General features: G+C 30.9%; 16 protein-coding genes and 1 pseudogene. 13 read left to right on the top strand and 4 right to left on the bottom strand.

Going from position 1 to position 23,394, the window contains the following annotated elements:
* The first annotated feature begins 22 nt into the window (after positions 1 to 22).
* From B2X73_RS08405 to B2X73_RS08390, 4 genes are all read left to right on the top strand, one after another.
* The gene (locus tag B2X73_RS08405) at positions 23 to 736 is read left to right on the top strand and encodes a glycosyltransferase family 2 protein (protein ID WP_291096235.1); all 714 of its coding nucleotides are present in this window, start codon (positions 23 to 25) and stop codon (positions 734 to 736) included.
* The gene (locus B2X73_RS08400; protein WP_125349995.1) at positions 736 to 1,371 is read left to right on the top strand and encodes a lipid-A-disaccharide synthase N-terminal domain-containing protein; all 636 of its coding nucleotides are present in this window, start codon (positions 736 to 738) and stop codon (positions 1,369 to 1,371) included. Before B2X73_RS08405 ends, B2X73_RS08400 begins: the two co-directional genes overlap by 1 nt.
* Positions 1,355 to 2,986, top strand: coding sequence for an ArnT family glycosyltransferase (locus tag B2X73_RS08395; protein WP_291063638.1), 1,632 nt, complete (start codon positions 1,355 to 1,357; stop codon positions 2,984 to 2,986). Before B2X73_RS08400 ends, B2X73_RS08395 begins: the two co-directional genes overlap by 17 nt.
* 93 nt (positions 2,987 to 3,079) lie before the next feature.
* Positions 3,080 to 6,463, top strand: coding sequence for a hypothetical protein (locus B2X73_RS08390; protein WP_291096232.1), 3,384 nt, complete (start codon positions 3,080 to 3,082; stop codon positions 6,461 to 6,463).
* A 43-nt stretch (positions 6,464 to 6,506) separates the two neighbouring features.
* Here B2X73_RS08390 and B2X73_RS08385 read toward each other — a convergent pair whose 3' ends face one another.
* From B2X73_RS08385 to B2X73_RS08370, 4 genes are all read right to left on the bottom strand, one after another.
* Positions 6,507 to 8,870, bottom strand: a complete 2,364-nt coding sequence (locus B2X73_RS08385; protein WP_291047871.1) for a TonB-dependent receptor domain-containing protein — start codon at positions 8,868 to 8,870, stop codon at positions 6,507 to 6,509.
* A 129-nt stretch (positions 8,871 to 8,999) separates the two neighbouring features.
* Positions 9,000 to 9,131 (bottom strand): hypothetical protein, encoded by a 132-nt coding sequence (locus B2X73_RS08380; protein ID WP_291096230.1) that lies wholly within the window; start codon positions 9,129 to 9,131, stop codon positions 9,000 to 9,002.
* A 60-nt stretch (positions 9,132 to 9,191) separates the two neighbouring features.
* On the bottom strand, positions 9,192 to 11,354 hold the full coding sequence (locus tag B2X73_RS08375) for a hypothetical protein (RefSeq protein ID WP_291096228.1): 2,163 nt from the start codon (positions 11,352 to 11,354) through the stop codon (positions 9,192 to 9,194).
* A 224-nt stretch (positions 11,355 to 11,578) separates the two neighbouring features.
* Positions 11,579 to 13,789, bottom strand: a complete 2,211-nt coding sequence (locus B2X73_RS08370) for an NADP-dependent isocitrate dehydrogenase (RefSeq protein ID WP_291087832.1) — start codon at positions 13,787 to 13,789, stop codon at positions 11,579 to 11,581.
* A 353-nt stretch (positions 13,790 to 14,142) separates the two neighbouring features.
* On the opposite strand from B2X73_RS08370, the gene B2X73_RS08365 reads away from it, so the two are divergent.
* The 9 genes and pseudogenes from B2X73_RS08365 to B2X73_RS08325 all read left to right on the top strand — a co-directional run.
* Positions 14,143 to 15,090 (top strand): endonuclease, encoded by a 948-nt coding sequence (locus B2X73_RS08365; protein WP_291096226.1) that lies wholly within the window; start codon positions 14,143 to 14,145, stop codon positions 15,088 to 15,090.
* Between the two features lie 28 nt (positions 15,091 to 15,118).
* On the top strand, positions 15,119 to 15,592 hold the full coding sequence (locus tag B2X73_RS08360) for an Lrp/AsnC ligand binding domain-containing protein (RefSeq protein WP_114998761.1): 474 nt from the start codon (positions 15,119 to 15,121) through the stop codon (positions 15,590 to 15,592).
* A gap of 9 nt (positions 15,593 to 15,601) precedes the next feature.
* Entirely contained in the window at positions 15,602 to 16,345 is a 744-nt protein-coding gene (gene deoC, locus B2X73_RS08355) for a deoxyribose-phosphate aldolase (protein ID WP_291096224.1), read from the top strand.
* A gap of 229 nt (positions 16,346 to 16,574) precedes the next feature.
* The gene (locus B2X73_RS08350; protein WP_291096222.1) at positions 16,575 to 17,438 is read left to right on the top strand and encodes a helix-turn-helix domain-containing protein; all 864 of its coding nucleotides are present in this window, start codon (positions 16,575 to 16,577) and stop codon (positions 17,436 to 17,438) included.
* 170 nt (positions 17,439 to 17,608) lie between these two features.
* Positions 17,609 to 18,157, top strand: coding sequence for a hypothetical protein (locus B2X73_RS08345; RefSeq protein ID WP_291096220.1), 549 nt, complete (start codon positions 17,609 to 17,611; stop codon positions 18,155 to 18,157).
* Positions 18,158 to 18,208: 51 nt separating this feature from the next.
* The gene (locus tag B2X73_RS08340; RefSeq protein ID WP_260541807.1) at positions 18,209 to 19,015 is read left to right on the top strand and encodes a molecular chaperone; all 807 of its coding nucleotides are present in this window, start codon (positions 18,209 to 18,211) and stop codon (positions 19,013 to 19,015) included.
* Positions 19,005 to 20,030, top strand: a complete 1,026-nt coding sequence (locus B2X73_RS08335; RefSeq protein ID WP_291096216.1) for a hypothetical protein — start codon at positions 19,005 to 19,007, stop codon at positions 20,028 to 20,030. Before B2X73_RS08340 ends, B2X73_RS08335 begins: the two co-directional genes overlap by 11 nt.
* Before the next feature lie 102 nt (positions 20,031 to 20,132).
* Positions 20,133 to 22,850 (top strand): hypothetical protein, encoded by a 2,718-nt coding sequence (locus B2X73_RS08330; protein WP_291096214.1) that lies wholly within the window; start codon positions 20,133 to 20,135, stop codon positions 22,848 to 22,850.
* Between the two features lie 39 nt (positions 22,851 to 22,889).
* Positions 22,890 to 23,394 (top strand): annotated as a pseudogene (locus tag B2X73_RS08325) (DUF4184 family protein); the annotation flags it as partial.

The following is a 23,394-nucleotide window of genomic DNA, read 5'->3' as shown; positions in this document are numbered from 1 at the left end:
TGTCCTTTGAAATAATATAAAAATGTCAACAGAGTTTACAATTATCATCCCAATTTATAATGAGGAAGATAACTTGATAAGATTGGAAGAAACAATGAATCAATATCTGTCAAAGTCAATAAAACAGACTGAAATTTTATTGATTAATGATGGTTCTAAAGACAAAAGTTTGGCTCTTATGAAAGAGATTTGTAGTAGAAATCAAGCTTTTCATTATATTTCTTTTGACAAAAACTATGGTTTGTCTGCTGCTATAAAAGCTGGTTTTGACACAGTGAAATCTAAATGGGTTGGTTATATTGATGCAGATTTGCAGACAGATCCTGAAGATTTCAATAAATTATTAGCGTTAGCAGATCAATTTGATTTGGTGACTGGTGTTCGTGCAGATCGCAAAGATTCTTTCGTGAAAAATATGTCATCTAAAATTGCTAATTCTATTCGTAGAGCATTTACCAATGATGGAATGGATGATACGGGCTGTCCATTAAAAGTTATAGATGCTGAAAAAGCGAAAAAAATTCCGATGTTCAAAGGATTGCACCGATTTTTACCAGCTATGATTTTATTACAAAACGGAACGGTTACTCAAGTTCCTGTCAAACATTTTCCACGTATCGCAGGCGAATCAAAATTCAATCTATGGAACCGTTTATTAGGTCCTTTAATGGATTGTTTTGCATTTGTTTGGATGAAGAAAAAATATATCAATTATAAAATTCAAGAAGAAGCATAATGCCAAATTGGGTTATCATCAGTATTGGATTTCTTGCGCAAGCACTTTTTTCGAGTCGCCTTATTTTACAATGGATTGTTTCCGAAAAGAACAAGAAAGTTCTTACACCAAAATTATTTTGGGAAGTTAGCTTGTTTGCCTCTGTTTTGCTATTTTTATATGGTTATTTGCGTCATGATTTTTCAATTATGTTGGGACAAACATTGACGTACTATATCTATATCAGAAATATTCAACTTCAAAATCATTGGAAAGAATTTCCGAAAATAGTACGTATTTTTTTGTATATTTTTCCTGCATTTATTGTTTTATATGGTTTCAATAACGGAATTTTTGATGTAGATTTATTATTCAAAAACGATAAAATTCCGATGTGGCTTTTATCTTTAGGAGTCGTATCTCAGGTACTTTTTACATTTCGTTTCGTCTATCAATGGATTTATTCCGAACGAAAACACGAATCGCAATTACCAATGGGATTTTGGGTCATTAGTTTAACAGGATCATTGTTGATTTTAATTTACGCGATTATTCGAAAAGATCCCGTTTTATTTGTTGGTCATTTTATGGGATTTATCGTTTATGCTCGAAATATATTAATCAAACGAAAAGAGAAAAATGGTTCAGTGGATTAAGCAAAATTCAGTTTTATTTTTAATCATCGTAACAATTTTGATGTTGTTTGTTAATCTTGGCGTTTTACAAACCAACATTATGGAGGCTCGAAACATTATTTCGGCGCGAGAAATGGTACACGATGGAAATTGGATTTTTACCACGCTTAACGGTTTGCCTCGTTATGAAAAGCCACCTTTACCAACTTGGATTACAGCTGTTTTTGGAAGTTTTTTTGGTTTCGAAAATTTTTTTTGGCTACGCATTCCAGTTGTTCTAATTACCATTTTATTAGTCGTTTGGTTCTATAAAACATTAAAGCATTTCGATTTAACAAAACAACAAGTTGTTAATTCTTCATTGGTTTTAATCACTTCATTTTACGTGTTTTTCTCAGGGAGAGATAACAATTGGGACATGTACACGCATAGTTTTGTGATGGGAGCAATATTGTTTTTGGTGAAAGAATTTCAATCATCAAAATTTAATTTATTCAACTTTATTGCTGCATTTTTCTTGTTAGCTTGTTCGATAATGAGCAAAGGTCCAGTTTCGTTGTATGCGCTATTTTTACCGTTTTTAATTGCTTATTTTATTGTTTATAGATACAAATTAGGAAGAAATTTAGGAATCACAATTTTAACGATAATATTAGGTTGCGTTGTAGGATTTGCATGGATGATGTATGTGAAATATTTTGATCCAGAACATTTTTTAGCGGCATCTCAAAAGGAAGTAAACAATTGGCATAGCTATAATACTCGCCCAATTTATTATTATTGGAGCTTCTTTACGCAATCTGGTTTATGGACAATTCCTGCTTTGGTAAGTTTGATTTATCCTTATCTAAATAATAAAGTTGCAAATAAAAAAGCCTATCAATTTGCTTGGTTATGGACAATTTTATCAGTGGTTTTATTATCTGTAATTCCAGAAAAAAAATCAAGATATTTATTACCAGTTTTAATTCCTTTAGCGATGAATATTGGCTTTTATATCGAATATTTACGATTAGAATTCAAAAATTTATCAAATATAACTGAACGATATTTTACCAATTTTGCGTTTGGTTTATACGGAATAATAGGAATCGTAATTTCAGTTGGTGTTTTTATTTACACAAAAGATCGTTTGTCAGAATTTTTAGTTTGGTCGATTCCTTTTGCTATTGTTGGATTAATTTTAGGAATCTCAATTTTTAAAGGATTAAAGGTAAAATCATTCGAACAGATATTTTACTTAACTATTTTATTGATGTGCTCAGTTGTTGCGTTTGGATTTCCACTTTCCAAATTAACTTTTTCCGAAGAGTTATATTCTTCTGCCAAAAATCTAAAAAAATTAGAACAACATAATCAAATTAAAACATACGAATGGCAAAGTTTTGTTCCTGAAATAGTGTTGGATTATGGGACTTCAATTCCTGCAATTAACGATGGAAAGAAAACTATCTTTCCGAAAGAAGAGAAATTTGGAATGTTAGCAAGTCCGTCAGATTCTACTTTTTTTGCAGATCATTTCAATAATTATTCAATCAAAAAAATTGGTGTGGTTGATTTGAATCATTCTTCAAAAAATCAAAAAAATTATAACGATCGTATCAAAAGAAACTATTATTTGATTCAAAAAAAGTGATTAAATTTCGAATAAAATTTTTAGCTTAAATTTCCGTTATTCTAATAAAATCTTTTGCAGTTTCGGATTCTATTTTTTCTATGTTTTTGGTTAGTGAACAGTTTTGTTTTCGCTCAACATTTTGGGTGGAAAAATCCTAATTTTAGACAAGATTCTGTTCAACTTTCTGATACGATAAAGCTGCAAAATAAAGGAATTTTATCCGAAAAATTTCAAATTTTAGATTCAACAGGAAATCCAATTTCAAAAGAATTTTATACTATAAATTTCGAACGAAACGAAGTTTATTTCAATTCTTCAATCGCCAAACAAATGGTGAAAATTCAGTATTTTGTTAATCCAAAATTAGCCGAATCTGTTTTTTATGCCAAAAATCCGAATATCATTGTTAATGATGCAAAACCAGTTGATATTTTTCATCAAATAAAATCGAATTCAAAACAAGCGAACAAAGATGTTTTTGATGGTTTGAATAGCAAAGGATCAATGATTCGCGGTATTCGTTTTGGAAATAATCAAAGTGCTTCTGTGCAATCTTCGTTGGATTTGGAATTGTCAGGAAAATTATCAGATGATATTACGGTAAATGCGGCGATTTCGGATAATAATGTGCCAATAGAATCGGATGGATACACGCAAAATCTGCAAGAATTTGATAAAGTTTACATCGAATTAGCCAGTAAAAATTCGAAAATTCGAGCTGGTCATATTGATATTAATACGAATCAAGAACGAGATTTTTTCAATCCATTCAACCAAAAAGTAACAGGTTTACAGTTGTCAACTCAATTAAAAGGCGAAAAATCGTCGACCAATATTTTTGCTTCTGGAAGTATTACTCGAGGCGAATTTATGCGTGTTAATTTTATTGGACAAAACGGAAATCAAGGTCCTTACAGGCTTTCTGGAAAGAATAATGAATTGTATGTGATTATTATTTCGGGAAGTGAAAAAGTATATATTGATGGTGTTTTGTTGGAGCGTGGCGAGCAAAATGATTATGTAATTAATTACAATACGGGCGAAATTTCTTTCACTTCAAACCGATTGATTACCGCAAATACGCGCATTAATGTGGAGTATTTGTACAATTCTCGAAATTATTCACAAGTTTTACTTTATGGTGGAGCTGAATATGAGTCGGAACGAATGAAATTGTCAGGTTTTTTCTTTTCTCAAGGAGATTCGAAGAATAATTCACTTGGAAATGATTTGACAGATGCTGAAAAGCAAATTTTGGCAAATGCAGGGAATGATCCAGATAAAATGTACACAGTTTCAGCAGAGAAAACGACGTTTGATTCGAATAAAATCTTGTATCGAAAAGTAGATCAAAATGGATTAGATATCTTTGAATATTCGACAGATCCAAACGATGAATTGTATCAAGTGGCTTTCACGTATGTTGGCGCTAATCAAGGAAATTATCGACAAATAAATGCGAATCAAAATGGTAAAGTATTTCAATATAACGAAGCAATTGCAGGAGTTTTACAAGGAGATTATGAACCAATAAAGCAATTAATTTCGCCTAAAAAATTGCAGATTTATACCTTAAATGGTCAATATCAATTGAAAAACAATGGAAATATTGGCTTTAACTTAGGTTTGAGTAATTATGATCAAAATTTATTTTCATCGATTGATGATCAAAACAATTCTGGTTTAGCAACTCGTGTTTATGGTGAAAAAACATTTTCTTTCAAAAATTGGAAAATTACTCCTTATGCGGAAGGGAATTTTATCAACAAAAATTATAAAAGTGCAGAGCGTTTACGAGCTGTTGAATTTGCACGAGATTTTAATTTGAATCAAGAATTAAGTGGCGTAAATCAGAATTTTATCACAGCAAAAATCAATTCATCTTGGAAAGAAAAATTTAATGCACAATATAAATTCGATTATCTTGAAAATATTGGTTTGTACAAAGGTTTGAGAAATCAACTTGATGCAAATTATAAAACTGAAAAATACGAAATCGTTGCGCAAGCAAATATTTTATCAACAAAAGCAACGCTTCAAAATACCAATTTTGCGCGTTATATGGTAGATGGAAAACGAAAAATTGGAAATAAATTTTGGGTTGGAGCGAGAGTTTGGGGCGAGAATAATGACATGGATGATTTGACAAAAAATCAAAAATCAGATTTAAGTTTTAAATGGAATGAATTTCAGTTGAAAGGAGGTTTTGCAGATTCGCTTGGTCATAAAATCGATTTGACGGTTTATCAACGTCAAGATGATTCGGTTCGTTTTGAGACTTGGCAAAATATTCAACAAAGTAAAGGAGCTATTTTTAATTCAACTTTAATTCAAAAACAAAATCATCAATTAAGTTTAAATTTTCATTATCGACGAGTTAATTATAAATTTTTAGATGCGCCGAACGAAGATTTTATGACAGGAAGCGTAAAATGGTACAAAGCTTTTTTCAATCAAGGTTTACAATTAAATGTAGATTATGAAGTGGCTAGCGGTGTGGAACCGCAGCGTGAATTTCAGTATGTAAAAGTTTCGGATGGAATGGGAATTTACAAATGGACGGATTATAACGGCGATGGAATTGAGCAAATTGATGAGTTTGAAGTGGCAGAATTTATCGACCAAGCAAATTATATTCGCGTGTATACGAATACAATCGAGTATTTGAAAACGAATAAAAATCAATTCAATTTTACGTTGCGTTTTCGTCCAAAACAAGTTTTTGATACCGAAAATGAATTCTGGAATCGTTGGATGTTTCAGCAAAATATCTCGGCAAGTAACTCGTTGCGCAAAGAAGGAACGACATTAGAATGGAATCCTTTTACCAATTCGGCTCAAATTTTGGGTAAAACAAGAAGTATTCGTTCGTCGATTTTCTTTAATCAAGGAACACAATATAAATGGTCGTCAAATTTTATTTACAATCAACAAGAATCTCAAACATATGTTTACACAGGTTCTGAATACCGTGATTCAGACAGTTATTTGTTGCAAGCGCGTTATAAGATTTTGCAAAATTTAATCGCAAGTTTAGATACTGAATATATGGTGATTAACAGCGATTCTGAATTATTTTTGAGTAGACGATATAAGTTAAATAATCTTCGTTTATCACCAAAAATTACGTATCAAACAGAAAAAAATCTTGTTGCGTCGTTGTTTTATAATTATCAAAATAAGAAGAATGTTTCGGGTGAAGAGCAATTAAATCAGTCGGATTTGGGAACAGAAATTCAATGGAACGGTTCGGATAAAATGAGTTTGTTGGGAAGTTTTAGTTTTATCAACAATAAATTTATCGGAAACCAAGAATCTGTTGTTGGAAATCAAATGATGGAAGGTTTGCGCGCTGGAAATAATTTTGTTTGGCAGTTGCAAATCCAACGGCAAATCACAAGTTTTTTGCAATTGAATATTTCGTATGATGGACGAAAAACCGAAGAAAATAAGCCAATACATACGGGAAGTGTGCAAGTGCAAGCGAGGTTTTAAATAATAAAAGACGATTTTATAAAATCGTCTTTTATTATTATTTTTACATTCTATTTACTTCATCTTGATTTCCAGTTTCGCGATTTTTTACTGATAATTTATTACTTCCGAATTTATAATTCAATCCAATTCTTATGCTTTGAGTATCCCATACATTCGCAAAAGTTTGTACGATTCCATTGTTATTTTGTGATAAATATTCTTGCGCTTTGAAAATATCTGTTGCATTCAAACTCAATTCTAATTTTTTATCTAACATCAAATATTTGAACGAAAGATTGAAACGAGCATAAGGTTTTAGTTTATAATTTTGGAAAGTTTCTCCAAAATTTTGAAAATAAATCAAGTTAATAAACATCGTTTTTTGTTGATTAAGCGTAAAATCATTTGTCGAAAATAATGAACTCGACCAACCTTTGAATCGCTTAGAAGAAATTGCAACATTTGCGCTCGAATAAGAAACTTCAAAAGTAGTAACGCTTGACCACCATTTTGTAGGATTTATCGTCATATTTTGGCTCAAACCAAAGCTATCCGAATCTACAAAATTCATCCAAACAAAAGTATTATGTTTTGTGTTCTCATCAATGATTGAAGCTTGATTGACACCATCTCTCAAACTTGAATAATAAAGTCGAGTATCAAATTTTTTGTAAGTAAAAGTAAGTTCTAAATTGTGTGTAAAAGCTGGTTTCAAAAAAGGATTTCCTTCGTTGTAAACATATTCGTTTTGTATCATTCGAAAAGGATTTAAACTTTCGTAATTTGGACGATTGATACGACGCGAATAATTAATTCCTAAACTTTTACTTTTATCAAAAGTATGCAACAAATAAAATGACGGAAACAGTTTGATATAATCTGTTTTATTCGTTTGATTATTTTCTCTCGAAAAACCTTCTGTTTGTGTTGCTTCTAATCTCAAACCAGCTTGCATCTGCCATTTTTCTCCAAACTTTTTACTTCCGTTCAAATAAATTGCTTCGTTATTTTCTTTGTATTTGAAAAGATTCGACAAATTTTCATCAAATGTATAGTTGTAATTTTCGTCTGCTTTATATGCTTCAACCAAATTATTTGATTTTGATTGCGAAAATTTAGCCCCAAAACTCCAATTGAAATTTGTTAAAGGAAGTTCTACATCAATTTTAGATGAAAAATTCTCAATACGATTGTTTAAATTACTTTTTCCACCAAAAAAAGAATCTTCTATTAACTGATTATTTTTGTAAGAATTGGTTGCATAAGTTCTATTCATAGGAGATGAATAATTGGCGTAATCGGCATCAAATGAAATCTTTTTACCTAATGAATCAAGTGCAAATTCAGAATAAAGATTGACCAAAGATTGATTCGTCTTACCATTTTCGAATGAATTTCCTTTATTTGTTTGATAAACTTCGTTCGTTAAATTCTTGAAAAACATTTCTTGTGGATTTTCTGAATTATATTTCGAATTGTTGAATGAAAATTTAGAACCAATTGTCCATTTATCGGTTAATTTATAATCAACAGAGAATCGTCCTCCTAGATATTTGTTGATATAATCTGTGTAAGAAATGTTGTGTCTGCGCGCATCAGAGAAAAATAATTCGTTGTTCCATGTTCTCAGAAATCTTCTATCTCCAGCATTCAACGAAGTCTGAACTGTCCATTTATCTTTTTGTAAATTGTAAGCTGCATTGTAGCGCTCTGTGTTTCTTTTACTTCGCGTATATGATGCTCCAATAGTGGAATTCCAGCTATTATTTTTTATTTTTTTTGTTACAATATTTATAATTCCACTATTTCCTTCTGCTTCATATTTTGCAGGCGGAGTCGTGATGACTTCAATTTTTGAAATATCAGAAGCGCTAATACTTTCCAAATAATTAATCAAATCCGTTTGTGACATATAAGTTGGTTTGTCATCAATCAAAACCATTACAGAATTTTTTCCAGAAACCGCAATATTATCATTTGTTACATTCAAACCAGGAGTGACGCGCAAAACATCCATTGCAGTTCCGCCAGCCGCTGAAGTAGAATTTTCTACATTGAAAACAAACCGATCGATTTTTCGTTCCATGATTTTCTTTTCTGCTCCAACGACAACTTCTTTCAAGTTTGTAGATGTTTTAATTTCAATCTTTCCTAAATCGATAGAATTATTCAATTGAATATCTTTCTGAAAAACAATTTCTTCAAAATAGTTGATTTCAAATTTGTACGTATTTTTCTTTGCTTCAATAGCGAATTTTCCAAGTTCATCTGTTGTTAAATTGATAATTGTGTCTTGATTAGATAAGGTAATGTCAACATAAGGAAGCGCTTTATTTTGCTCCATAACTTCGCCTGTTAGTGTATAGTTTTGAGCAAATAGAAAACTAGCGCTAAATAAAATGATAAGTTGAATAAATGTTTTCATGTTGAATTAATTTTAAACAAATATTCTCCAAATCGATTCTTTTTGAACTTTAAAATCGACAAACCCTACTATATTATCGACGAATTTGATTAAAACCAAAAACCTCGAGAATCTCTTGAGGTTTTTGATTTAATTTATTTTTCCTTCATAATAAACAGGATTTCCTTTTTCATCGAAACCAATTATAGTTAATTGATAATCTTTTGGTTTATCGTTGTTGAAATATTCTATTTCTGTGTCTTCTCCTGGAGCTGTATACAAATTAGGATTCCAAAATAAAGTACTTCTTATATCGTTTGGAACATCGTTGTAAAGCGACTCTTAATCATCATTGCTAAAATATGGCAGAGATTGATTGTAGCCACCAATCTGAATTAAATTATTTGGTAACATCGGCGTGTTATCAACTGGCGCATCACTTCCTCGTTTAGAGTAAATTGCAATTGCATTACCAAGTAAACCAGCGCCTTTGAAAATTTTTACCATCGCAATATCTCTAGGATTAATACTAGTTAAATTATCTGAAGTCATTTTCATTTCGTTCCAATAAATTGCAACTTCAGAATTTCTAATTTTTGGAACTCCGTTAGAAACCGTTAATCCTGCAACTCGTCCAGCTAAAAAGTCCATAATATTTGTATAACCTTCTATTGGCTGAGATTCGTTTACGAAATCTATCACAGTTTCGTTTATGTTATTGAACATTCCGCTACTTAATTCATTGTTCAGCTTCTCAGTTTTCGATTTTTTATCCGCTTTTACAACAACTTCTTTCAGACGAATACTTTTATCATTGATGATTTTGATGTTCTGTTTATACGTATTCTGCTTCTCGACTTCTTCTTTATTCGTAATTTCTTCTAATAAATAAGGCGTTGCAGGCAATTTGGATTTATAACTTGTACTTTTATAATTTGGCACAACAGATAAAGTTAAAGTTCCGTTGTTGGCAGATTTTCCATTTTCCGAATTCAAGAAATAATTCATCGCCATTGGCCCATAATAAAACAAATTATTCATCTCGAAGTTTCCTTCATAATCAGTATCAAGCGTTGCAAATTCTTTTCCATTATTCTGCATTTTATAAATAATACTCAACGAAGCATTGCTCAATTCTCTCCCGTTATTATATGCTTTCACTTTGTAGGAAAGATATCTACGATCGTTGTCAATAGTAGGTTTTACGATATTTCCAACCACTAAATCTTCCCAATTAAATCTTTTCCATTTTTCTGTTATTAAAAGCGCATCCAGATTTTCTGAGAATTCATTATTTTTAAAATATTGTGTAGGATGATTAATTTTCGAACTAAAATCTCGCGTCAATAACATTGCAGAAATTAAATTGTCTTCATCATTATTTTTTTGATCTTTGATAACAGCCGAAAAATTAATTTCTTCAGGATATTTTACCTTAATTGTGTTTAATTCTCGTGGATTAGCCGTTGTTTCGAAAGAAATTTCAGGTTTTTTGTACGATTCTTTTGGATTGATAAATATCAAACGATGAGCAACCTGAATATCATTTGCATCAAAAATGGCAATGTTCAAAATACCTTTGTCATTGTCTAAAACCTCTTTTGGAACATAAGATGAAACCGATTCCACACTTTTCACAATTTGAGAACTCATTACAAGTTCATTATTAATTGTTCCAATAATTTTATGATTCAATAAAGGGTTTTCTTGATTGATACTTTTTAATTGGATCACAATGTCTTTGCTATTTCGAACAACTTTCATCAGAATCCCATTTTTTTTAGCTTCAGGTAAATCAATAATTTGTTGATTTCCTTTTTCGTCATTTAATTGTACTTGATAAGATTTGCCTTCTTCTGCTCTCAACGCAAAAGTCGCAACGTTTTCATCTAGATTATCAAATGTTGTAATTTTATTGGTAGGATTATTTTTCTCGAATACAAAACCATTCCATTTTTTTGGTAAATCTCCGTCCGATTTTAATCTTACAGCAAATTTAGTTGTCTGATTTTGAATGAAATTTCCACCTTCAGCAAAAGCTTTTGCATTCCATTTTAAATTTGGATTTGGAACAAGTTTTAATTTAGAATTTGGATTATAAATCTTGACTTGATTGATATGTTGAAATTCTTCTGAGAAGAAAGTCATGTACGTTGTGTAGGCTCTTACAAAGTAAATTCCTTCTTCGTTTTCGTTTTTGGTATTCAGTGTTCCGTCACTTTCACCGTTCACAATCGGAACCAATTTTCGGTCGATTAATTTTTTGTCTTTATCGTATAATTCAACAATAAGATTTGTAGAAATTAAGCTTGGTTTGTAGCCATTTAATGTATAAGCTTTGAACCAAATATTATCTCCAGCAATGTAATCTTCCTTATCAAATAATAAATAAACTTTTTCTTGAGCGTAATTTGTATCCAGACTTTTTATAGCCGTTTCCAATTTTGATTGCGCAAAAGTTGTAATCGAGCAAAAGTATAATGCGAGTAAATAAATATATTTCATGCGAGAATGATTAATCTAATAGAATGAATTTGAATTCTTAAAATTATCATTATTTAGATGATTTTCATTCATACTTTTTATTAAAATTTATCATAACTTTTGATTGAATGACGATTTTTTTCTCGAATAATGTTAATTTTTGTTAATGAATTTAATTAAAAGACTTTAACAAAAAAACCTCGAGAATTTCTCGAGGTTTTGATTTATAAAGAAATGTTGTTGGATTAAATTCCGTCAACAATTGCATTTAATGTTGCAGATGGACGCATTGCAGCAGTTGTTTTAGCAAAATCTGCTTTGTAGTAACCACCAATATCTTGAGGTTTACCTTGTGCACCAATTAACTCTTCGTTAATTTTTGTTTCGTTTTCTTCCATAGCTTTTGCAACAGGAGCAAATTTAGCAGCTAAATCAGCATCTTTTGTTTGATTTGCTAATGCTTCTGCCCAGTACATTGCTAAGTAAAAGTGAGAACCACGGTTATCGATAGTTCCTAATTTACGACCTGGAGATTTGTCAGTTGCTAAGAATTTAGCATTTGCTTCGTCTAAAGCATCAGCTAAAGTTTGAGCTTTTGCATTTCCTTGTGTTTGAGAAACGTGCTCTAAAGAAGCTTGTAATGCTAAGAATTCACCTAAAGAATCCCAACGTAAGTAACCTTCTTCTACGAATTGTTCGATGTGTTTTGGAGCAGATCCTCCCGCACCAGTTTCGAATAATCCACCTCCGTTCATTAATGGAACGATAGATAGCATTTTAGCAGAAGTTCCTAATTCTAAAATTGGGAATAAATCTGTTAAGTAGTCACGTAAAACGTTACCAGAAACAGAAATAGTATCTTTTCCTTCTCTTGCACGGCTTAAAGTTTCTTTCATCGCGTCTTTAACGTCCATGATACGAATATCTAAACCTGTTGTATCGTGATCAGCTAAGTATTTTTCAACTTTTTTGATGATTTGTTGATCGTGAGCTCTTCCTTTATCTAACCAGAAAATTGCTGGAGTATCAGATAAACGAGATCTGTTAACCGCTAATTTAACCCAGTCTTGAATAGGAGCGTCTTTCGTTTGAGACATTCTGAAAATATCAGAAGTTTCAACTTTTTGCTCTAATAAAGTGTTTCCGTTTGCGTCTTCAACTTTGATTGTTCCGTTTGCAGGAGCTTGGAAAGTTTTGTCGTGAGAACCATATTCTTCCGCTTTTTGAGCCATTAATCCAACATTAGGAACAGAACCCATTGTTGTAGGATCTAACGCTCCATTTGCTTTCATATCGTCTACAACAGCTTCGTAGAAACCAGCATAAGAACGGTCTGGGATGATCGCTACAGTATCTTCTTCAGCGCCATCTTTGTTCCACATTTTACCTCCGTTTCTTACCAATGCAGCCATAGAAGCATCAACAATAATATCAGAAGGAACGTGGAAGTTCGTAATTCCTTTATCAGAATTAACCATTGCTACACGTGGTCCGTTTGCTAAATCAGCTTCAATTGCAGCTTTGATTTCTGCTTCTTGAGGTTGACCTTTTATTTTTTCGAATAAATCTGCTAAACCATTGTTAGGATTAATATCTAATGCTTTGAAAGTATCAGCATATTTTACAAAAACATCTTTGAAGAAAGTTTCAACGATTGCTCCAAAAATAACAGGATCAGAAACTTTCATCATTGTTGCTTTTAAGTGAGCAGACAATAATACGTTTTTATCTTTTGCTTCTTGAATCGCTTCTTGAACAAATGATTTTAAAGAGTTTAAGTTCATTACAGAAGAATCAATTACTTCTCCAGCTTTTAGAGGCGCTGCTGATTTTAATTCTTGTACAGAACCATCTTCTCCGTAAAATTTGATTGTATATTCAGTTGCGTTTTCTAACGTAGTAGAATTTTCAGTACCGTAGAAATCACCAGATTTCATGTAAGCAACTTCTGTTTTGCTATCTGTAGCCCAAGCTCCCATTTTGTGAGGATTTGCTTTTGCATAGTTTTTAACAGCTTTAGGCGCACGACGGTCAGAGTTTCCTTCACGTAAAACTGGGTTTACAGCAGAACCTAAAACTTTTCCGTATCTAGCTTTGATTGCTTTTTCATCTTCATTTTTTGGTTCAGCTGGATAATTTGGTACAGCAAAACCTTTCGCTTGCAATTCTGCAATCGCTTCGTCTAATTGAGGAACAGAAGCCGAAATATTAGGTAACTTAATGATATTTGCTTCCGGAGTAGTCGCCAAAGCTCCTAATTCTGCTAAAGCATCAGGAATTCTTTGTTCTTCTTTTAAGAATTCTGGGAAGTTAGCTAAAATACGTCCAGCTAAAGAAATATCTGGAACTTCGATGGTAATATCAGCTGTTTTCGTGAATCCTTGTACAATTGGCAAAAATGAGTGAGTTGCCAACATCGGAGCTTCATCCGTAAGTGTGTAATGAATTTTTGACATTATGTTTTAAATTTTTTTGAGACTATTTTAATAATAGTCAATTAAAAATACATCTTTTCAATTTTGAATGCAGATACTGCAAACTTTGCAAATATACAATATTTAACAGATTAAGTTGACCATAAATCAATCATTTACACTAATTTTAGTATAATATTTAACATGATTTTTGATAGGTCGTCAAGTTGATAATTTATTGAAAGAAAATTGTTCAAGTTGATAATTTTTGATTGATTTTTTTTTCAACTTCATGTATAAGTTCACTTTTGAAAGAGCTGTCTATTTAATTCTTTTTAAGAAACCAATTTTTATACACTTAGTTTCTTTCTTAATTTTGCATAAAAACAATTCTTTTGAAACAAAATCTAGTGACAATCGCATTTTATAATGTCGAAAATTTTTATTCTAAATCATCAGACAAATCTTTTTTGCCAAGTAATTTTATCAAATGGAAAGATAATCGTTACGATACAAAGGTGAATAAGATTGCATTTTGCATCTCTAAAATTGGCAAATTAGAAACAAATGAGTTGCCATATTTGGTTGGTTTGGCTGAGGTTGAAAATGAAGAGGTTTTGCAAGATTTGATTCAAAATGATTTTTTGAAAGATGGCGATTATAAAACACTTTTATATGAATCATTAGACGAACGAAAAATAAATGTTGGATTAATTTATCGTCAACAATTTTTTGAAGTTCTAGAAAGCGAACCAATTAGATTTATCTTTAAAGATCAATATGATACAAAATCTTACACACGGGATATTTTGTATGTAAAAGGAATTTTAGTTGGCGAAATTATTCATCTTTTTATTGTTCATTTACCTTCTAAAATTGATAAAGAAGTCAATCAATTAAAACGTCAACATATTTTTAAAACGATTCGAAAAAGAATTAACGATTTGTTAACCGAAAATTATTCGGCAAAAATTGTTGTGATGGGAGATTTTAATGATGCTCCAACAAATTCTGACTTAATTGATGAATTGGATACACGTTCTAAACAAGAAGAGATAAACAGAAACGAATTATTCAATCCAATGGTCAGTCTACAATCCTATAAAAGAGGTTCGATGATTTTTAAAAAACAATGGATGTTGTTTGATCAACAGCTTTTTTCGAAAGGATTTTTTACTTCTCACACAAATTTAGAATATATAAAAACAGATATTTTTGATGCTGATTTTTTGAAGAATACAGGCGGAAAATCTACAGGTTTGCCATTCAGAACTTTTGTTGGCGGAAAATATTTCGGTGGATATAGCGACCATTTTCCCGTTTATACCATTTTAAAATATTAAATTTGTAGCGGTATAATTTTAAGAATAGGTGAGAATCCACGAAAATGGTCAGGTTGAGATTGACGGAATCGATAAGTTGATTCTGAATGCCTTTATGGACAATGCTAATATACCTGTTTCGCAATTAGCAAAAGAATTAGGTATATCAAATACGGCTGTTCATCAACGTATCAAGAAATTAGAAGCTTCTGGAGTGATTGATTCGACAAAAGTAATTGTAAATCCTTCAATTTTAGGTTATTCAACGATGTCATTTGTTGGTGTTTTTATGGACAAACCTTCTTCTTATAAATTAGTTGTGAAAGCTTTGGAAGAGATTCCAGAAGTAGTGGAAGCTCATTTTACAACGGGAAATTACGGGATTTTCCTTAAAATTTTGAGTCGTGATAATCTACATTTAATGAATGTGTTGAACAAAAAAATTCAGCAAATTGATGGCGTTACACGTACAGAAACTATAATTTCGTTGGAGCAACCAATAGATAGACAAATAAAACTTTAATATACAAAGATGAATATTAATCAATATTTAGACTCGACGTATCTTAAAACACCTGAACAAGCAGGTATTTCGAATTCTGATACATTAGAGATGGTGCATAAGTTAGCACAAGAAGCTATTGATAATGATATCTATGCAGTAATGATTCGTCCTGATTATGTGAGATCAGTTCGTGAATTATTGGATGAGAAAAAATCGAATGTTGTTTTGGGAACTGTAATTGGTTTTCCTGAAGGGACTTACGATTTGAATGAAAAGTTGAGAGAAGCGCAAAAAGCAATTGCTGATGGAGCCGATGAATTAGATTTTGTAGTAAACTACGAAGCGTTCAAAAAAGGTGATAGCGATAAAGTAAAAGAAGAAGTAGAAGCTGCAACATTAGTCGCATTGCGTGAAGGTAAAGTTGTAAAATGGATTATCGAAACTGCTGCTTTAACAGATGAACAGATTGTTGCTATAACACAATTAATTCGTGATACTGTTTTAGAAAAAGCAGGTGAAGTAAAAGCATCAAAAGTTTTTGTAAAATCTTCTACAGGTTTTTATAAAACTGAAAATGGAGAACCAAATGGAGCAAATGAGCATGTTATTAAATTGATGCTTGAAAATTCAGGTTCGCTTCCAGTGAAAGCTTCTGGTGGAGTTCGCACAACAGAAGAAGCTGAAAAAATGATCGCTTTAGGCGTGAAAAGAATTGGAACATCTTCTGCATTGGCGATTGTAAAAGGAGAGCAAGGAGCAGACGGTTATTAGAAAATTTCTACATTAAAATACGTTTTAAAAGTCTCAATATTTATTGAGACTTTTTTTTATTCATTAAAAATAAGCTTTCTTTTTTAGTTAATTTTTTAAAATACTTAAATAGCATATTGTATTTTATTATTTTTGGAGCACTAAAATTATAACTTGATTTATATCAAGTAATTTGGTTAAAAATGGTCCTAATTTTGCATTGATAACACTGATAAAATAGTATAGACGTATGTTGTGGAATAATCGTAAAGTTTATAATAATTTGGTTTTTGATGTAGGTATAACTGCATTTGAATTGAATGATATCCTACATACAGAAAAATTGAGAAAAGAGTTATCTGTTGATGAGTATTTTGGAATAATCTGGTCTGGTTCTAAAAAATTTGTTCATAAAATAAATGGAAAAGAATATTCGATTCCCAAAAATCATTTTCTTTTTATAGCTCCCAATATCTCTCAAGATTTTTTGAAACAAACTACTCGTACTGATGCTTATTATATTGTTTTTAAACAAGAATTTTATTCGAAATCAATCGAAGAAAACTTGAAGTTAGAAAATTCTACACTTTTTTCGCGAGATATTATAAATATTGTTGAGAATACAATTTGTTCTGCGCCAATTTTTGAGGCTAATTATTTGCAATATTTCATTACTGCATTCGAAAATGAATTAGATATGAAGCTTGCTCATAATCTTTTGGAACGTATTATTATCAATGGTCAAATGGAAACATTTGATATGCAAAGCCAATTTATACAAAATGATTTTGATGTAGAACTTGCGACAAAATTCAAAAAACTTTTGCAAGAAAATGTCAAGGAAAATAAACAAGTATCTTTTTACAGTGATAAACTTTTTATTACAAAAAGAAGGTTAGATAAAGCAACTCAAATCGTTTTTGGAAAAACAGCAAAAGAAATGATTGTTGAAGAATTGATGAAAAATGCAAAGATTTTATTAGTCAACTCAAAAATGTCAATAAAAGACATTGCGCTGGAACTCAATTTCCTTCAAGAAACCAATTTTACTGCGTTTTTCAAGAAAAACACGGGGATTTCTCCGACTAAATTCAGACAAAGCACTCCGAATTAAATAGTTAGAAATGTCGTTTTTCATCATCTTTTGGTATGATTTAATCTTTTAAGAATAAAAAACAACTTCTACATTTGCAATCGCATTTGAGAATAACCAATCTTAAATATACAAACTACCAGATTGTTTAACAAATATTTTTTAATAAATTTTTAACAAATTATAAAATCATGAAAAAATTAGCATTTTTTTTAACAATTTTCTGTGGATTAGTTTCTGGAATGGCTTTAGCTCAAAAAACAGCTTCAGCAACATTGAATGTAAAATTATACCCAATTCAAACAATTTTAATTGAAGGTGAAAATATAGTTAACTTAGAGTATAAATCTGAAAAAGATTATTTAAATGGAGTAACTGCAAATATGAATAATCATTTATCGGTATACAGTACAGGTGGTTTTGCTGTTAAAGTAAAATCTGATAACGAAAATTTAGAATATACATCTACAGATGGTAAAGATCATAAAATTGCTTTAAGTACAATTAATTTACAAGCAAGTTTAGGAACTGGTAATCCATTAAATTCTCCTTCATTTAGATCAGTTGATTTAACAAATACTGATAAAAGATTAATTTCTAGTACAGTTGGTGGTACAGATTTAAAATTCAACGTTGCGTATAAAGGAAGAGGAAACAATGCTTATCTAAATAAATACTACAGTGTTGAAACCCCTAATACTTATACAACTACTTTAACTTATACAATAGAAGCACAATAAATATAAATAAACAGGAAGTGGTATTGAAAAATATCACTTCTTTTTTTGCTTATGAAAGTTCTTCGTTTTTTAACAATCGTTTCTTTTTTAGCATTAATCATTTCAACTAAGATTAGTGCACAATCAGGTATTTCTGTAAGTCCACCAAGGACTTATTTTGCGTTAAATCCTGGTGAGTCTGAGCGTAAAAAGATTTTGGTAACCAATGTAAGTGATGCACATACATTAGAGTTGTCTGTTTCTTTTAATGATTGGAAGTATGATGAGTTTGGAGGTAATGTAGTCTCTGAACCTAATACTTTACCAACAAGTAATGCAAACTGGATCACAGTTTTACCAAGTAATACATTTACACTTTTGCCAAGAGAATCGAAAGAAATAGAAGTTCTGATGCAAGTTCCAGAAAAGATAAATGCAGAGAGTGTGCATACAGCAATGATGTACATCACGCAAACAAATCCGATCGATGGACAAAACAAAAGTGGAGAAAATATTAAAATCTCGATTCGTACAGGTGTCAAAATTTATCAACGGTTAAATATTGCACGTGATACAAATGTAGAGTTTACAAATTTTGTTTACGATAAAACTGAAAATCGTTTGGTTCTTAATATTTCCAATGAAGGAAATGTTTGGAGCGAAGGAACGATTAGAAATGAAATCATTAATCAAGAAAATGGTCAACAAATAAAATTGCAAGATGCAGTTTTTTATAGTTTACCAACTGATAAAAGAATTGTATATATACCATTGCCAAAGGATTTGCCAAAAGGCTCGTATATTGTTACCTCAACTTTAAGTTTTGAGAAAGATGATCAATTGAAAATTGCTGAATTGACGTTCTCAAATGATAAATAGTAACTTGTTTCAGAAGATAGTTTCAACAATTACATTATTGTTGACAATGGCAGTGTCTGCTCAGTTTACGTTAAATGCCCACAATAATGGTTGGGTGCCAGTAAATGGAAGTAGTGGAGTTACGGTGACTAATGTTGTGGCTGTAGAAATGCACATGTCTGGTGCTTTAAATTATAAAAATTGGTCTTTAGTTGCGCGTGTTGTTTCGCCTATTGTAAATTCTCAGAAAAAAGAATTTCCTGTTGAAAAACTGAAGCTAAAATTCAATAATTATACAACTTCTCAATATTATTCAGAGAATTATCCTACGCTAAATCAATTAGGAGTTATTCAGAATAATATCGCGATGAGTTTTTCACCAAAATACTTTATCAGAAGTTCACCTTTAACAATTGCAACACCAGCAGGAAAATATGGTGCAATTGTACTGAATTATGATATTGTGATTGATGCAGGGACGTATTTAAACTCCCTTAAATCATGGAATAATTATCCAATTCAATTCGAGTTTTCTTTATTGAATGAATTTGGAACAGTGATTGGAAAAAGTCTTTTTTCGATTGAAATGCAAATTAGTCCAAACGGAAATTACGAATCAGCTCCGACGTTTTCTATTGCGGTCGATGGTTCTGCTGTAAATGGAGAATTGGTTTTCAATAAGATACAAGATTATAAAAATGGTGTGAAGAAAGAATATCAAAATGGCTTAATTGTTTCTTCTGATACAGCTTACGATATTCAAGTTTCGTCGATTAATCAATATTTACAATCAAGTGATGCGCAGAATTTGGAATTAAATTCAATCAATGTTCAGATAAAAGACATCGAAACAAATAATCTTTCTAAGGTTATAAAACTTTCGAATTACAATCAATCATTGATGACGAATAGTTCTAAAACAGCTTCAAAAAAGTATAATATTATTTATTCTACAACTCCGTCGGATAATAAAATTTTGAATAGCAAACCGGGGAATTATTCAACTTCTTTGTTGTACACGATTACACCTTTGTAAAACAATATGTTCTTTTCAATCAATTATTTTCGGAGCGTATTTTTTATTCTGCTTATGCTTGTTAGCGGACAAAATTTGCGTGCTCAAACAATAAATAACGGTTTGAAATTTAGTACAATAAAAGAAGTTAAATTAGAAGATAGCAACAACTTTTCTGTTATTCTTCAATTAGAAAATACAACCAATGATACGATAAATGCTCGTCTGGCACTTAATATCCCTTCGGCTATAAGATCGTATTCGCAAGATAATCTTCAAATAAAAATCAATCCAAACAAGAAGGCTTTTATTCCTATGCAATTTACGGTGAGTAAATCGCAAATGGCTGGGAAATTAGATTTAGAATTCAATATTATTGATTTTTTAAGCAAAAAAGAAATAGGAAAATCTGTTACTTCAGTTGTTGTTTTGCAAAAGAGAAACATCAAAATTTTTCCTGTCCAGAGTAATATTTTTTACCGTCAAGAAGGAGATTCTATTCATTATGAATTAAAAGTAATGAATATGGGAAATCAAGCCGAAGAAATTTTGTTAACCAATGTACTTCCTGATTTCAGAGGAAGTTATACTTATAATAACAAACGACTTATAGTTGAAGCTTTTCAAGAAAAAATTGTTCGATTTTCTAAATATGTCGACCGAGATATGATGAAAATTGAAAGTTTTCAGGCAAATGTTTCGGGTTATACAACGACCAAAGATTTTGCAGGAAATGTGTTTTTTACGATACAGAATGCAAGTTCCAATCGTGTGTATATAGATCCAACAATGCTAAATCAGAATTGGACCAATTTTTCTTCAAATTATGTTCGATTAACTGCTCGCGATATTAATTCTGCTAATGCGAATTATAACTTAATGGCTCATCAAGAATTTTCGGTTGGGTTGAATGAATTTGCATATAATATTAATGGAACAACTTGGAATAAGAATCAAGACATGGTTTTGACAGATTCTTGGGTGAAATATCAACGCAAAGACAAAGGAATTTTAATCGGATCAATCAATAACAACGATTTTGATATTCCAGTTAACGGACGAGGAGTGATGTTGTTTAATAATTATGATAAGAATGATAACCGAATTGTAGTCGGAACGGTCGAAAAAAATTATAATTTATTAGATGATTTGACGAACGATGTTTTCAAGAATAGCAACACAACTTTTGCGAATGGACGATTTTTAATAAAAGATAAAAACGAATTAGAAACAACAGCTTTGTTAGATAGAACTTATTCTACAACGAACTTTATTTTGACAAATGGTTACAAATGGGTTACACCAAATAAGTGGAATCATTCAGTGAAATTTGGGTATGGTTTATCAAAATTTAAAGAGACGAACAATGTCGAAAACTCGATGTCGATTTCTGCAAATGTTTCTGGAACAATTGGTAAATTTGATTTTTATAGTTCCAATTATTACAGCTCAGGATATTATCCGGGGACACGACGTGGAGCATTGTATCTTAATCAGCGTTTTCAACGAACGTTTTCTAAATTTTCGTTGTGGTCTTCGTTAACGGTTACCAATAACAATCCGAAATCTATCGATCCATATTTGATGAATTATACAAAAGCGAATGAGTCGAAAGCGTTACGTTTTGAGACGGGTATATCATTCAAATTGGCAAGTCATTTTAATGTTTCGATTTCTCCTAAATTGAATTTAGAAAAATCAAATATTCTGAATTATGAGACGTTTAAGTATATGCCGATGGACTTTAAATCAGCTTATTTGAACGGAACATTTACGTGGTTGTCTAATTCTCGTGTGCATCAGTTGGTGTTGAATGCTTTGGGAGGATTTTCTGAACTAAAAGAATTGAGAAATGCTGATCCAATTGTTTATGGACAATTAACGTGGAGTGTTAAAAACTTTCAGTTAAACTCAATTTATCAAAGAGGAAGTATGATGATTGCAGAAGTTTATTCGATGAATAATTTAAATCATCAATTAGAACGTTTTACAAATTCGGCGAGTTTTCGTCAAAGCTTTTTTCAAAAAAAATTAAATACAGCAGTTTCTACTTATTATAATATTGACAAAAATTTTGGAAATACTCTAACTTTTGGAGCTTCTTTAGATTATCAACCCATTGATAATTTTATTGTGAGTACACAAGCTAATTTTAGTCATTATGATTCGAAAACTTTTAACAACAAACAAACTTATTTGCAGGTTGGTGTTCAATATAATTTGCCTGCGAAACGCACTGTGACAGATGTAAAAGAAGGAACATTGAATTTGTTTGTGTTTTATGATTACAATGCAAATGGTATTTTTGATGAAGGTGATAAAGTGGCTGATAGTCGTAATGTAAAGATAAATGAAACGAATTTTATTACAGATTTAGAAGGAAATATCAAGTATAAAAAAGTTCCTTATGGTAATTATATAATCAAACTTCCTGGACAAAAATGGTTTGCACAAGATTTCGCGGTTAATATCAATGCGAAAACGACTTCTATATCTATTCCAATGCAACAAACTGGTATTGTGAGAGGAAAAGTTGAGTATGAATTATCTTCAAATTTGGAGTATCAGGTTTCGGCAAATTTATTCGGATTTACATTGATTTTTAATCACGAAAATGGACAGGTTTTTACAGTTAAAACAAATGATAGAGGTGAATATACAGCTTTTTTACCTGTCGGAAATTATACGTTTCATCTTGTAGAAAATAGTTTACCAGAACATGTTTATGCAAAAACATATTTGAATAAAGTAACGGTAGAAAAGGAACAAAATACAGAATATGAACCGCTTATTTTGAAAATTAAGGAGCGAAAAGTTAACATCAAACGTTTTGGTAATTAATGGATATTTTGATTTACTTTGCATCAAAATAAAACCTAAATGCCACTAACTTTTTGCCATCCAGCAATTGTTCTTGCGCTAAAAAAGCTAAAATCGAATTGGTTTTCGATGACGGGATTAATCATTGGTTCGATGTCGCCAGATTTAGAATATTTCTCTCGAATGGAGATTGTAGCGACGTATATTCATTTGTTTTGAGGCGTTTTGTATTTTGATTTACCAATTGCTCTTATTTATTGTTTCGTTTTTCACTTATTTGTCCGAAATGTTTTAATTCATCATTTACCTTATTTTTTTAAAGAACGATTTGCTCAATTCCTAATTTTTGATTGGATTGATTATTTCAAAAAACATTGGATAATTGTAATTCTCTCAATTATAATAGGTGCATATTCACATCTTTCTTGGGATGCTTTTACCCATGAATGGGGATTTTTTGCGAAACATTTTCATGCTTTACATAAAACTTGGGTTCAAATTCCTTTCAAAAATTTCGAAGTAAAAGGGTATAAATTTCAACAACATTTTAGCACTTTTTTAGGTA

The sequence above is a fragment of the Empedobacter sp. UBA7252 genome, from assembly GCF_002472765.1.
In the GTDB taxonomy this organism is placed as follows: domain Bacteria; phylum Bacteroidota; class Bacteroidia; order Flavobacteriales; family Weeksellaceae; genus Empedobacter; species Empedobacter falsenii_B.
The sequence above is the reverse complement of the archived record's forward strand: the minus strand, read 5'-3'. Positions and strand labels throughout refer to the sequence as shown.

Excerpts from the sequence above, each read along its gene's own strand:
- B2X73_RS08400 (WP_125349995.1), top strand. The coding sequence starts at position 736 with ATGCCAAATTGGGTTATCATCAGTATTGGATTTCTTGCGCAAGCACTT.
- B2X73_RS08395 (WP_291063638.1), top strand. The coding sequence starts at position 1,355 with ATGGTTCAGTGGATTAAGCAAAATTCAGTTTTATTTTTAATCATCGTA.
- B2X73_RS08340 (WP_260541807.1), top strand. The coding sequence starts at position 18,209 with ATGAAAGTTCTTCGTTTTTTAACAATCGTTTCTTTTTTAGCATTAATC.
- deoC (WP_291096224.1), top strand. The coding sequence starts at position 15,602 with ATGAATATTAATCAATATTTAGACTCGACGTATCTTAAAACACCTGAA.
- B2X73_RS08405 (WP_291096235.1), top strand. The coding sequence starts at position 23 with ATGTCAACAGAGTTTACAATTATCATCCCAATTTATAATGAGGAAGAT.
- B2X73_RS08385 (WP_291047871.1), bottom strand. The coding sequence starts at position 8,870 with ATGAAAACATTTATTCAACTTATCATTTTATTTAGCGCTAGTTTTCTA.
- B2X73_RS08370 (WP_291087832.1), bottom strand. The coding sequence starts at position 13,789 with ATGTCAAAAATTCATTACACACTTACGGATGAAGCTCCGATGTTGGCA.
- B2X73_RS08375 (WP_291096228.1), bottom strand. The coding sequence starts at position 11,354 with ATGAAATATATTTATTTACTCGCATTATACTTTTGCTCGATTACAACT.
- B2X73_RS08345 (WP_291096220.1), top strand. The coding sequence starts at position 17,609 with ATGAAAAAATTAGCATTTTTTTTAACAATTTTCTGTGGATTAGTTTCT.
- B2X73_RS08335 (WP_291096216.1), top strand. The coding sequence starts at position 19,005 with ATGATAAATAGTAACTTGTTTCAGAAGATAGTTTCAACAATTACATTA.
- B2X73_RS08350 (WP_291096222.1), top strand. The coding sequence starts at position 16,575 with ATGTTGTGGAATAATCGTAAAGTTTATAATAATTTGGTTTTTGATGTA.